This is a genomic window from Streptomyces yangpuensis, assembly GCF_024666385.1.
Taxonomy (GTDB): Bacteria; Actinomycetota; Actinomycetes; order Streptomycetales; family Streptomycetaceae; genus Streptomyces; species Streptomyces yangpuensis.
In genome coordinates this window covers 4958523-4970340 of record NZ_CP102514.1, presented here as the reverse complement: position 1 = coordinate 4970340, position 11818 = coordinate 4958523, and the positions used below count along the sequence as shown (strand labels likewise).

Annotated in this window: 12 protein-coding genes; 4 read left to right on the top strand and 8 right to left on the bottom strand. The window is 73.4% G+C overall.

The annotated features are described in order from the left end of the window. Positions 1–912 precede the first annotated feature (912 nt). A complete protein-coding gene (locus NRK68_RS22955; protein WP_183067287.1) occupies positions 913–1794 on the bottom strand; it encodes a PadR family transcriptional regulator in 882 nt (293 codons plus the stop codon). 1 nt (position 1795) lies between these two features. Continuing rightward, the gene (locus NRK68_RS22950) at positions 1796–2740 is read right to left on the bottom strand and encodes a DUF4097 family beta strand repeat-containing protein (protein ID WP_257856576.1); all 945 of its coding nucleotides are present in this window, start codon (positions 2738–2740) and stop codon (positions 1796–1798) included. Positions 2741–2895: 155 nt separating this feature from the next. On the opposite strand from NRK68_RS22950, the gene NRK68_RS22945 reads away from it, so the two are divergent. Continuing rightward, positions 2896–3702 carry a hypothetical protein gene (locus tag NRK68_RS22945; RefSeq protein ID WP_257857906.1) on the top strand — a complete coding sequence of 269 codons (807 nt, stop codon included), beginning with the start codon at positions 2896–2898 and terminating at the stop codon, positions 3700–3702. A 7-nt stretch (positions 3703–3709) separates the two neighbouring features. Here NRK68_RS22945 and NRK68_RS22940 read toward each other — a convergent pair whose 3' ends face one another. Then, positions 3710–4645: a LysR family transcriptional regulator gene (locus tag NRK68_RS22940; RefSeq protein WP_183067285.1), complete on the bottom strand. Its 936-nt coding sequence runs from the start codon at positions 4643–4645 to the stop codon at positions 3710–3712. A 211-nt stretch (positions 4646–4856) separates the two neighbouring features. Here NRK68_RS22940 and snpA point away from each other — a divergent pair, with 211 nt between their 5' ends. Further along, the gene (snpA, locus tag NRK68_RS22935) at positions 4857–5525 is read left to right on the top strand and encodes a snapalysin (protein WP_257856575.1); all 669 of its coding nucleotides are present in this window, start codon (positions 4857–4859) and stop codon (positions 5523–5525) included. Between the two features lies 1 nt (position 5526). Here the strand turns inward: snpA and NRK68_RS22930 are convergent, their stop codons facing one another. The 5 genes from NRK68_RS22930 to NRK68_RS22910 form a co-directional block, all read right to left on the bottom strand. After that, positions 5527–5727 carry a hypothetical protein gene (locus NRK68_RS22930; RefSeq protein ID WP_183067283.1) on the bottom strand — a complete coding sequence of 67 codons (201 nt, stop codon included), beginning with the start codon at positions 5725–5727 and terminating at the stop codon, positions 5527–5529. Between the two features lie 37 nt (positions 5728–5764). Then, on the bottom strand, positions 5765–6349 hold the full coding sequence (locus NRK68_RS22925; RefSeq protein WP_257856574.1) for a dihydrofolate reductase family protein: 585 nt from the start codon (positions 6347–6349) through the stop codon (positions 5765–5767). A gap of 97 nt (positions 6350–6446) precedes the next feature. Further along, positions 6447–7040: a GNAT family N-acetyltransferase gene (locus NRK68_RS22920; RefSeq protein WP_257856572.1), complete on the bottom strand. Its 594-nt coding sequence runs from the start codon at positions 7038–7040 to the stop codon at positions 6447–6449. A 130-nt stretch (positions 7041–7170) separates the two neighbouring features. Further along, positions 7171–8235, bottom strand: a complete 1065-nt coding sequence (locus NRK68_RS22915; RefSeq protein WP_373024506.1) for a family 2 encapsulin nanocompartment cargo protein polyprenyl transferase — start codon at positions 8233–8235, stop codon at positions 7171–7173. Further along, positions 8232–9653 carry a family 2B encapsulin nanocompartment shell protein gene (locus NRK68_RS22910; protein WP_257856570.1) on the bottom strand — a complete coding sequence of 474 codons (1422 nt, stop codon included), beginning with the start codon at positions 9651–9653 and terminating at the stop codon, positions 8232–8234. The genes NRK68_RS22915 and NRK68_RS22910 overlap by 4 nt, the downstream gene beginning before the upstream one ends. A gap of 237 nt (positions 9654–9890) precedes the next feature. Between NRK68_RS22910 and NRK68_RS22905 the strand changes: the two genes are divergently transcribed. Both NRK68_RS22905 and NRK68_RS22900 read left to right on the top strand, forming a co-directional pair. Next, complete coding sequence (locus tag NRK68_RS22905; protein ID WP_183067279.1) at positions 9891–10346, top strand: RrF2 family transcriptional regulator; 456 nt, start codon at positions 9891–9893, stop codon at positions 10344–10346. 164 nt (positions 10347–10510) lie between these two features. Further along, positions 10511–11707 (top strand): globin domain-containing protein, encoded by a 1197-nt coding sequence (locus NRK68_RS22900; protein ID WP_257856569.1) that lies wholly within the window; start codon positions 10511–10513, stop codon positions 11705–11707. Positions 11708–11818: the final 111 nt, after the last annotated feature.

Sequence of the window (11818 nt, the reverse complement as noted above, 5' to 3'; positions counted from 1 at the left end):
GCGGGGTGCCGTCGGCCCCGCGCTCCCGCAGGCTGGCCGGGTGCCGCCAGGTCCGCGCTCCGTCGGGATGGGCGAGGTGTCGCCGGGCGGCCGCTCCCGCAGCGGGGGGGGGCAGGGGCGGGGTGCCGACGGCCCCGCGCTCCCGCAGGCTGGCCGGGTGCCGCCGGGCCCGCGCTCCGTCGGGGTGGGCGAGGTGTCGCCGGGCGGCGGGTGAAAGCGCGGGCGGGGCCGGGCGCGCGCCGGGGTATCTCCTCGGGCGCCGAACCCTGGCGGGCTGAGTGGAAAGTCGGGCGGCACCCGTTCGGCGCCCTGCGGGGACACCCCGGCCCACACCCGACCAACCCGGACCAGCCGCCGCCCGTCTCTTTCGGCCCACCGGCCAACCCGTCGGCCGGCCCGTCCGGCTGGGCACTGTCCAGCCCTCCCGGGCACCATTCCGCCCAGCCCTGCACCATCCAGCCCCCGGCCCGCATTCCGCCCGGCTGGGCACCATCCAGCCCCGCCGCACCATGCAGCCCCGCCGGCGTTTGAGGCGCGGGGTACGGGGCGGAGCCCCGCTCTTTCAGTCCCGCCGGGCGTCATCCTGCCCAGCCACTCACCAACTGGCCCCACCCGCACCATCCAGCCTCGCCGCACCATGCAGCCCCGCCGGCGTTTGAGGCGCGGGGTGCGAGGCGGAGCCCCGCTTCTTCAGCCCCGCCGGGCGCACCATTCCGCCCGGCTGGGCACCATCCAGCCCCGCCGCACCATCCAGCCCCGCCGGCGTTTGAGGCGCGGGGTACGGGGCGGAGCCCCGCTCCTTCAGCCCCGCCGGGCGCACCATTCCGCCCTGCTGGGCACCATCCGGCCCCGCCGCACCATCCAGCCCCGCCGGCGGAGGCGCGGGGTACGGGGCGGGGCCTCGGCGGTGGGCTACGGCCTGGGGGTGAACGTGGTGGCCAGCCGGGCGGCGGCGGCCGCGAGGTGGTCGCGGGCCTCGGCCACCTGGGCCGCGGACACCCCGCGGTCCCGCGCCGCGTCCCGTACCTCGTCGCGGAAGCGGTCCAGCAGCCGGTCCAGGTCTCGGGCCGGGTCACCGGTCGGCGCCAGGTCCGCGGCCCAGCCAGGAGCGGCATCGGCAGCCGCGCCGGCCGGCGTCGCAGCCGTTCCGCCCAGCCAGGCGCCGGCCAGGCTGCCCAGGACGCCGCCGGATCTGGCGAACTGCTCCTGGAGCTGGCCCGCGATCCGCTGGACCTCCTCGCGCGCCCGGTCCTGGGCCTCCTTGGCCTGGCGGCGGGCCGCCTGCGCCTCCTCGCGGGCCCGGCGGCTCTCGTCCTTGGCCCGGCGGGCCTGCTCCTTCCACTCCTGCCGGGCCTTGCGCAGTTCCTCCTTGGCCGCCTTCCAGGAGTCCTCCTCGCCCACCTGGGCCGCCGACGCGGTGGCGGCCGCCCGCATCTCGCGCCGCAGGTCACCCGCCGCTCCCCGGACGTCGCTGCGGATCTCGGCGGCCAGTTCGGTGACGGAGTCGCGGATCTCCAGCTCCAGGTCGGCCAGTTCGCCGCTGCGGTCGGCGAGTTCGGCGCGGCCCGCCTCGGTGATGGAGTACACCTTGCGCCCGCCTTCGGTCGCGTACGTGACCAGGCCCTCCGCCTCCAGCTTGGACAGGCGCGGGTAGACCGTGCCGGCCGAGGGGGCGTACAGGCCCTGGAAGCGCTCCTCCAGCAGGCGGATCACCTCGTACCCGTGGCGCGGGGCCTCGTCCAGCAGCTTGAGGAGGTAGAGGCGGAGGCGGCCGTGGGCGAAGACGGGCGGCATGTCAGAGCACCTTCTTGTCGAGCGCGAGCGGAGCGGCGGCGGCGGCGTCGGCGTCCGCCTGCGGGCGGCGCAGCAGCGCGATGGCGCCGGAGACCGTGGTGGCCCGCAGGGTGCCGGCGCCCGAGCCGAGCGTGCCGGTGATCCGCTTGGCGCCGAGCCGGCCGGAGACCCGCAGGTCCTCGAAGGCGTTGGAGACGCCGCCGGTGGCGGTGTTGGCCTCGACGCGGGCGTCGGCGGGGTGCGGGAGGCGGATCGCGACCTGGCCGGAGACGGAGTTCAGGGCGATGTCCACGGGCCGCTCGGCGGCCGGGCCGGGGTCCAGGTCGATCAGCATGTCGCCGCTGACCGAGTCGGCGCGCACGTTCACGCCCGCGCCGTCGACGACGGTCAGGCCGCCGGAGACCGAGTGGAAGCCGAAGTCGCCGGTGACGGACTGCGCCTCGACGCTGCCGGAGACGGTGTGCGCCTTGACCCGGCCGGAGAGCCCGACCAGCGTGGCGTCGCCGGAGACCCCCTTGACGTCGGTGGCGGCCGAGATGCCGGAGACGAAGGCGGTGGCGTCGACGGTGGCCACGTGGACCCGGGTGGCGGCGGGCACGGTGAGGGTGACGGCCGCGCGGCGCTCCCACGCCTTGCGGCCGGAGGAGGATGCGGACCAGGCCTTCCACGGCTTGTCCTCGAACCACTCCTTGAGGCCCTGGGAGCCGTTCCAGGGCAGGTCCTCGTAGGAGACGGTGAGGACGCCGTCCTCCTGTACGACGTACAGGGGCGGGCCGTCGACCTCGGTCACCTCCAGGCGGGCCGGGCCCTCCTCGGCTGCGACCACGTTGACGGTGCCGCTGACGACGCGCACGCGGAGCTCGGTGACTGGCTCCTCGAAGGTGAGCTTCTGCGGCTCGGCGAAGTGCCACGTCGACCGCGACGGCTGGGACGACTGCTCTGACATGGTGCTGATCCTCCTCGTGCGTTCACGGACGGAGCTCGACGCACGCAACATATCGCGTCTTGTGAAGAACACGATATATCGCGGTCGGGTGAAGTCAAGCAGGGTGTCGCAATCCGCCATTTGGGGGTGATTTGCCTTAGCGTGTGAGCATGTCAATTTCCAGAACCCCGACCGGCGGACTGCTGCTCTGCCGTATCGAACCCGTCGCGGCGCGCTCCCCCGCGCACCTGCTGCGCGTACGCCTGCTGCTCGCCCCGGCCGGCGCGTGGACCGTGCTCGTCCCCGAGGACAAGCCGTGGCTGGAGGGCGGCAGCGCGGCCGAGGTGTTCACCGCCTGGGGAACGGCGCTCGCCACCGGCACCAACTGGCCGGTGCTCGGCCTGTGGTGGGAGGGCGGCCGCGCCGGGTTCGCGCTGGCCGGCGGCTTCCGGCGGACCGTCGCCCAGGAGTGGGACGCGTCCGGACGGGCGGCGGGCGAGCCCGGTGCGATGCGGACCCTGGCCGCCAGGCTCGGGCTGGATCCGGTAATCGACCTGGAGGAGCTGGAGCGGCTCACCCGCCCCGACGCCGCGCCGGGCGTCGACGGCGCTGACCGGCTGCGCGGGCTGACCGCGCTGCTGACGCGCGCCGGTCTGGCCCTGCCACCCGGTCTGACGCCGGGTGAACCGGCCGACCGGCTGCGGGGCGCGGCCCGGGTCGCGCCGGACGTCGAGACGGTGGAGTGGGCGGGCTGGCGCGACGCCGTGCGTGCCGAATGCGACGCGGTGGACGCGGGCCCGCTGGGCCCGTGGGTCCGGGGCCCGAAGGCCCGGCTGCTGGGCGCGGCCCAGATCGCGGCGGGGGCTCCGCTCCTGGTGTGGGCGGCCCGGCGCCGCAGCCCCGCGTGGGCCGCGGCGGGCTCCCTGCTCCTGGCCCAGGGAGCGCTCTCACTGGCCTACGACCGGGCCCGCGCGCGGGTTTAGGGAGCCTTCAAGCGGCCTCCAGCAGGGGGCTGGCGTGGTGGTGCAGCCACGCCCGGTACGGGGGCGTGCGCAGGGCGGCCTCGCGGTAGGCCGCGCGGAGGTCCTCGTAGACCTCGGCGTGCGCGCCCGGGCGGGTCGCCAGCAGCAGCCGTACGGCCAGGGGGTCCCCGCACAGCGGCCGGATCGCCATGTCCTCGCGCGGCCCCGAGGTCGGCTGGCAGGGCGCGACCGCCTCACCGGAGATGATCAGCGAGGTCGCCGTGTGGTAGTCGGTGTGCAGGACCGGCGGGTCGAGCCCGGCCCCGGCGAAGACCCGGCGCAGGCCGTCCCATTCGCCGTCGACCGAGGGGTCCACCGCCCAGCGGTCGGCGGCCAGGTCCCCTAAGGAGACGATCTCCTGCCGCGCGGCGGGGTGGTCCCTCGGCATGGAGACGAACTGCGGCTCGCGTTCCATCAGCACGTGCGTCTGGAGCCCTTCGGGCACCCGCAGCGGGCTGCCCTCCACCTCGTGCACGAACGCCACGTCCAGCTGCCCCGCCGCCACCATCCTGAGCAGCGCGTTCGCGGAGACGTCCACCAGGAGGGAGGTCTCGGTGTCGGGCAGCCTCCGGTGGAGGCGCCGCAGCCATCCGGGCAGCGCCCGGCTGGCCGTCGAGCCGATGCGCAGCCGGGGGCCGTGGGCCTGTGCGCGGGCCTCCGCGACCAGCGCGGCCATCTCGGCGAGGAGGGGGCGGGCCCGGCCGAGGACGGTGCGGCCGAAAGGAGTGGGCCGGCAGCCGGTGCGCTCGCGCAGGAACAGCTCGCCGTCCAGGGCCCGTTCGATGCGGCGTAACTGCGTCGTCAACGAGGGCTGGCTCACGCCGAGTTGCCGGGCGGCCTTGTGCAGGCTGCCGGCGTCGGCGATGGCGCACAGCGCGCGCAGGTGCCTGACCTCAAGCTCCATGCCCCGAGGGTAGGCCGGGCCCGTGGGACCGCACCAGTCACCGATAGCCCCCCGAATCCCGCCATTCTCACGCTAGTTGGGCTGTCGAAATCTCCGCGATAGGCCGGTGCTATCGGCCAGTGACATCATCCGCCGACCCGTTCCGCTCCCGCAGACTCCGGTACCGAACGACCCACCCCCCACCGCACCGGACGAGTAGGAGCTCCCCCACATGCGCCACTCCCGTAAGGCCCTGCTGGCGACCGCCGTCGGCATCGGTCTCGCCGCCACCCTCGGCGCCGTCCCCACCGCCGCCGCCGCGCCCGCCCCCGCCGGCAATGCCGCGAGCTACGCGGCGTACGAGCGTTCGCCGGAGAACCAGGCCGCCAACCGGGCCTTCTTCGAGGCCGTGCAGCGCTCGGTCGCCGAGCAGCGTGCCGCGAACCCGGGCGCCCTGGCCGTCACCGTCACGTACAACACCCGCAACGCGCCCAGCTTCCGTACCCAGATAGCCCGCTCCACGCAGATCTGGAACAGCTCGGTGACCAACGTCAAGCTTCAGGAGGTGTCCTCCGGCGGGAACTTCTCCTACCGCGAGGGCAATGACTCACGCGGCTCGTACGCGAGCACGGACGGGCACGGACGGGGCTACATCTTCCTCGACTACCGGCAGAACCAGCAGTACAACTCCACCCGGGTGACCTCGCACGAGACCGGCCACGTGCTGGGTCTGCCGGACCACTACTCGGGCCCGTGCAGCGAGCTGATGTCGGGCGGCGGCCCGGGCACCTCGTGCCAGAACGCCACCCCGAACTCCACCGAGCGGGCGCGCGTGAACCAGCTGTGGGCCAACGGCTTCGCCTCGGGCCTGGGCGCGAAGGAGCTGGCCCCCGCGGGCTGAGTCACCGCTCCCCGGGCTCCACGTAGTCCGTGCAGTCGGGGTTCCGGCAGGGGCCCCGGCTCCACACGGGGATGAAGACCCCGAGGGACTTGCGCCGCCTGACCACCGTGTCGACGTGGAGCCCGCAGGTCGGGCACGTCCGCTGTTCGTGCCCGGCCTGCGGGGCCACCCGCTCGTGCGCGTGCTGCTGTTCACCGGCCATACCTCCACGGTAGGCCGGTTTCCGGGTGTCCGTCGGGTCAGCGCCGGCGGCGGTAGGTGCTGACGATCTGGCCGCCGCCGAGGGTGGTGACCCCGGTGAGCTCCAGGGGTCGCACACCGAAGCCGGCCCGCGACATCGGCATCCCGGTGCCGGCGAAGACGGGATAGGTCTTGACGACGAACTCGTCGATCTCGTCGATCAGCTGGGTGGCGAGGTCCGCGCCGCCGCACAGCCAGATACCGAGCCCGTCGCGGGCCTTGAGCTCGCGGACGCGGGCGGGGAGGTCGCCGCTGATCAGCCGCACCTGCGGGTCGGGCGGGGTGGTGAGGGAGCGCGAGACGACGTACTGCTCGGGCAGGTGGCCGTAGGGGCTGGTCATGCCCGCCTTGAGGCCCGGCTCGTAGGTGGCCCGGCCCATGAGGACCGCGTCGAAGCGCTTCGGCGGGGCGTCGGCGATCCCCAGCTGCGCGCGCCCCTGGGCCGCGATGGTCTCCGGGTACTCGGCCTTGAGGTGCTCGACGAATTCGGCGTCGAGGTGGCTGTAGAAGAAGTCGCCGTCGCCGTCCGGGGCACCGATGAACCCGTCGACGGTGGTGGCGATGAAGTACGTGAGCTTGCGCAAGCGATTCTCTTCCGTCGGACAGTGCCTCCGCACCGGGGCACGGCGAGTAAAGTACTTCAGGTGAAGTGGTTACGCAAGCTCCCGCCCCTCGGCGCCGTCAGCCCCTGGGCTTGCGCCACATCGGCCACATCAGCGGCCCTTCCGGCAGTCGCACCGCCTCGCCGGTGAACTCCCAGCCGAGCCGCTCGTACAGGCCCCTGCTGCGCTCGCTGCTCGCCTCCAGGTACGCCGGTACGCCTTCGCGGTCGCAGCGCTCCAGCACCGGCCGCATCAGCTCGGTGCCCAGCCCCTCCCCCTGCCGGCCCGGGGCGACGGCGATCATCAGCAGGTACTCGTGCTCCTCCGCGGTGGGGTGCACCGCGCCCGTCAGCCGGCCCACCAGCTCGCACCGCTCGTTGTCCGGGTCGGCCACCGCCCGCATCTTCGCCGGGATCTCGTCCTCGCCCTCCGGCTCGCCCGCCGGGATCCGCAACCACAGGGCGGCCGCCGAGCCGTCCACCGCGTAGTCGATCCGGCCCTCGGCCAGCGCGACGTCCACGAAGACGCCCAGGAACCGTCCGTGCACGGCGGCCCGGTGCTCCGGGTCCGGGAAGACCCAGCTGCTCACCGGGTCGGTGCGGAAGGCCTCGTCGAGCAGCCGCGCCACCGCGTCCCGGTCCGACTGATCCGCCTGACGTATCTCCAGCGCCACTGGTCACACCCTTCGCTCTACGGTCAACAACCGTCAGCGATCCTAGAGTTGGCGCACCCGTGCGGTAAGGCCCGTTCCGGCACCCTGCGGTGCCGGAACGGGCCGCCCCCCGGTCACGCCGGACGCCCGCTCACCTCGTGCGGCGCGTCACGAACTCCGCCAGTGCCAGCAGCCCGCCCGCCGCCCCGAGGTCCGGAACGGCCCGGGACAGCTGCTGGACCGCCCGGCCCATCCGGTCCGCGGCCTGGGCCTGCGCCCAGTCGCGCCCGCCGGCCCGCTCCACCGCGTCGGCCGCCCTGCGGACGTCGTCCCCGGTCATGGATCCCGCGTAGAGGGCGGCCAGCTCCTCGCCCGCCCGGGTCCCCGAGGTGAGGGCGGCCACGACCGGCAGGGACTTCTTGCGGGCGATCAGGTCGGCCCCGGCGGGCTTGCCGGTGTGCGTCGGGTCCCCCCAGATGCCGATCAGGTCGTCGATCAGCTGGAAGGCCAGGCCCGCCTCCCGGCCGAAGGCGTCCATGGCGTCCACCTCGTCCGGTCCGGCCCCCGCGTACAGCGCGCCCAGCGCGCACGCGCAGCCCAGCAGGGCCCCCGTCTTGGCCGTCGCCATGGTCAGGCACTCTTCGAGCGCGACGTCCGGGCGCCGCTCGAAGGCGCAGTCGGCCTGCTGTCCCGCGCACAGCTCGACGAGGCAGGCCGAGAGCCGGGACGAGGCCGCCGCGGCGGCGGGGTGCGGATCGTCCGCGAGCAGCCGCTGGGCGAGCGCCATCATGGCGTCGCCGGTGATGATCGCGTCCGGCGTCCCGAACACCGTCCAGGCCGTGGCGCGGCCGCGGCGGCGGACGTCCTCGTCGATGACGTCGTCGTGCAGCAGCGTGAAGTTGTGCGCCAGCTCCACCGCGACCGCGGCCCGTACGGCCTGGTCGACCGGACCTCCGACCCTACCGCGGCCCGGGCCCTGCAGGGCCTGGGCCGCGGCCAGCACCAGGGCCGGCCGGATGGCCTTGCCGGGGCTGCCCTCGGCCGGGGTGCCGTCCGCGTCCACCCAGCCGAAGTGGTACATCGCCACGCGCCGCATCCCGCCGGGCAGGCTCTCCACGGTGCGGCGCAGTTCCGGGTCGACCGCTTCTCTCGTCCGTTCCAGCAGGGCCGCGGCCTCCTGGCCCTCACCGGTCGCAATGGCGTTCACCTCGATCAGCGCCAGCGGCCGATCTCGACGTTCTCCAGCAGCCCGAGCGCGTCCGGCACCAGCACCGCGGCGGAGAAGTACGCGGTGACCAGGTAGGAGATGATCGCCTGCTCGCTGATCCCCATGAAGCGGACCGACAGGCTCGGCTCGATCTCGTCCGGGATGCCCGGCTGGTGCAGGCCGATCACACCCTGCTCGTCCTCGCCGGTGCGCATGCACAGGATGGAGGTGGTGCGGGCGTCGCTGATCGGGATCTTGTTGCTCGGGAAGATCGGCACCCCGCGCCAGGTGGTCACCCGGGTGCCGTCGACGTCCACCGTCCCCGGGTGGATTCCGCGCTTGTTGCACTCGCGGCCGAAGGCGGCGATCGCCTGGGGGTGCGCGAGGAACAGCTTGGAGCCGCGCCGCATACTGAGCAGCTGGTCCATGTCGTCGGGGGTGGGGCCGCCGTCGTGCGGCTGGATGCGCTGGTCGTAGTCGGCGTTGTGGAGCAGGCCGAAGTCGGGGTTGTTGAGCATCTCGTGCTCCTGGCGCTCGCGCAGCGCCTCGACCGTGAGCCGCAGCTGCTGCTCGGTCTGGTTCATCGGGTGGTTGTAGAGGTCGGCGACGCGCGTGTGCACCCGCAGGACCGTCTGGGCGATGGAGAGCTCGTACTCGCGCGGGCGGGCCTCGTAGTCCACGAAGGCGCCGGGGAGGACGGCCTCGCCCCGGTGGCCGGCCGAGAGGTCGATCTCCGCCTCGCCGTACGCGTTGGTGCGCCGGGCGGGCGCGGAGCGTACCCGGTCCAGGTGCTCGCGCAGCGCGGGAACCCGGTCGGCCAGCAGCTGGAAGTCCTGCCGGGACAGGGCGAGGGCGGTGCCGGGGGTGGCGGCGCGGGCGGTGTACTCCCAAATCGATTCTTCATCGACGAGCGCGTCCTCGCCGAAGTACGCGCCGTCGGCGACGGTCCGCAGGACGGCGTCGTCGCCGTAGGGGCCCGGGCCGATCTGGTCGACGCGGCCGTGCGCGAGCAGGAAGACCTCGTCGGAGGGGCTGCCGAAGGAGGTCAGCTCCTGGCCGGCCTCGAAGTCGATCTGGCGGCACCGCTGGGCGAGTTCGCCGAGGACGTCGAGGTCGTCGTAGTCGCGCAGCAACGGGAGTTCGCCGAGCTCGGCGGGGATCACCTGGACCCGGGTCCCGGTCTTGACGAACTCCACGACGCCGTTGCCGACCGAGTGGCTCAGCCGCCGGTTCACCCGGTAGGCGCCGCCCTGGACCGACACCCACGGCAGCATCTTCAGCAGCCACCGCGAAGTGATCTCCTGCATCTGCGGCGCGGACTTGGTCGTGGTTGCCAAGTTCCGTGCGGCCGCCGTCCCCAGACTGCGCTGCGGTGTCTGGGCATGCGGTGTCTGGGCCTCGGACTCGGAACCTGCCTGGACCGACATGTCTTTCCCTTTCGATCACTCCATGGGTCTGCGGCAGCAGCCTTTCAGCACGCAACGTGGTGGAACCATTACACAAAAGGGTGGGACTACTCCGTCCGGGGGCGGGGCACTCTCTCGGATCGAACTCCCTCGCCCGCGGGGCGCGGGAGCTCCGTACGCCCTATCCGTTTCGGCCAAGTGATGATCCCGTCCGGGTCTTAATTTGTATCTGGGATGCGAGTTTTCTACGGTGACCCCATGCGGCTGACGCGATTCACCGACCTGGCGCTGCGCACCCTGATGCGCCTGGCCGTCGAGGAGGAGGACCTCCCCACCACGCGCGACGTGGCGGCGACGATGGAGGTCCCGTACACCCACACGGCCAAAGTCGTCGCCAGGCTGCAGCATCTCGGCCTGGTCGAGGCGCGCCGCGGCCGCGGCGGAGGGCTCACCCTGACCCCCGCCGGGCGGGCGGCCTCGGTGGGGGCGGTGGTGCGCGAACTGGAGGGCGCGGGCGACGTCGTGGACTGCGACGGCACCACCCCCTGCCCGCTGCGGAGCGCCTGCCTGCTGCGCGGCGCGCTGCGCCGCGCCCAGGAGGCGTTCTTCGCCGCGCTGGACCCGCTGACGGTGAACGACCTGGTGGCGGCCCCGACCGGCCCGCTCCTCCTGGGCATTTCGGGCAGGGCGCCCACCGGGGCCGAAGGTCCCTGACCATCAGGGCCGAATGGCCGGTTACCGCCACCCACCGGACCCCATAGCCTCACCTGCGACGGGAGTTCGAACAGAGGTCCGCACTGCGGTGGACCTCTGCGAGCAAAAATACGCATCTAAGATGCAAATTAATGGACCGGTTCCACCACGCGAGGAGTTCCCCCATGCTGTCCGAGAAGTCGACCGCGACCGTCCGAGCCACCCTGCCCGCCGTCGGAGCGGCCATCGGCGACATAACGGAGCTCTTCTACACCAAGCTCTTCACCGCCCACCCGGAGCTGCTCCGCGACCTCTTCAACCGGGGCAACCAGAACGCCGGCCTCCAGAAGCAGGCGCTCGCCGGCTCCATCGCCACCTTCGCGACCCACCTCGTCGAGCACCCGGACACCCGCCCCGACGTGATGCTGAGCCGCATCGCGCACAAGCACGCCAGCCTCGGGGTCACCCGTGAGCAGTACGCCGTCGTCCACCTGCACCTCTTCGCGGCGATGGCCGAGGTCCTCGGCGAGGCCGTCACGCCCGAGGTCGCCCAGGCCTGGGACGAGGTCTACTGGCTGATGGCGAACGCGCTCGTCGCCATCGAGGAGCGCCTCTACGCCGGGCACCGGATCGCCGCCGGTGACGTCTGGCGCGAGTGGACCGTGACCGGCCGCTCGGAGGAGACGGCCGACTGCACCACCTTCAGCCTCACCCCCGCGGACGGCGCCCCGGCGCCCGCGCACCTGCCCGGCCAGTACGTCTCGGTCCAGGTCGAACTCCCCGACGGGGCCCGGCAGATCCGCCAGTACAGCCTGTCCTCCTCGCCCGGCTCGGCGGTCCGCACGATCACCGTCAAGCGGGTCCACGGCGCGGCCGCCACGGGTCCCGACGGCGAGGTCTCCAACCACCTGCACGCCCACGTCCGTACGGGCCACACCCTGCGCGTCTCGGCCCCGTACGGCGACCTGGTCCTGGAGGACTCCGACGCCCCGCTGCTGCTCGCCTCGGCCGGCATCGGCTGCACCCCGATGCTGTCGATGCTGGAGCACCTGGCCGAGACCGGGCACGCCTCACCGGTGACGGTCCTGCACGCCGACCGCTCCCCCGCGGACCACCCGCTGCGGACGGACCACCGGGCGCTGACCCACAAGCTGGCCGACGCCACGGCCACGTTCTGGTACGAGGAGTCGGCGGAGCCGGGGGACGCCACCGGCCTGATGGACCTGTCCGAGGTGACCGTCGCCCCCGGCGCCCGGGCCTACCTCTGCGGACCGCTCCCCTTCATGCGCTCCGTGCGCGAGCAGCTGATCGCCAAGGGCGTGCCGGCCGCCGACATCCACTACGAGGTCTTCGGCCCCGACCTGTGGCTCGCTTCCGCGTGAGCGGTGTCCGGATCCGCTCGCTAGCCGTACGAAAACACTAGCCGCGGAAGGGCCGCCTCCACTAAACCGGAGCGTGACGATTCGGACACAATGGGTGTCCGTCGCGCACCG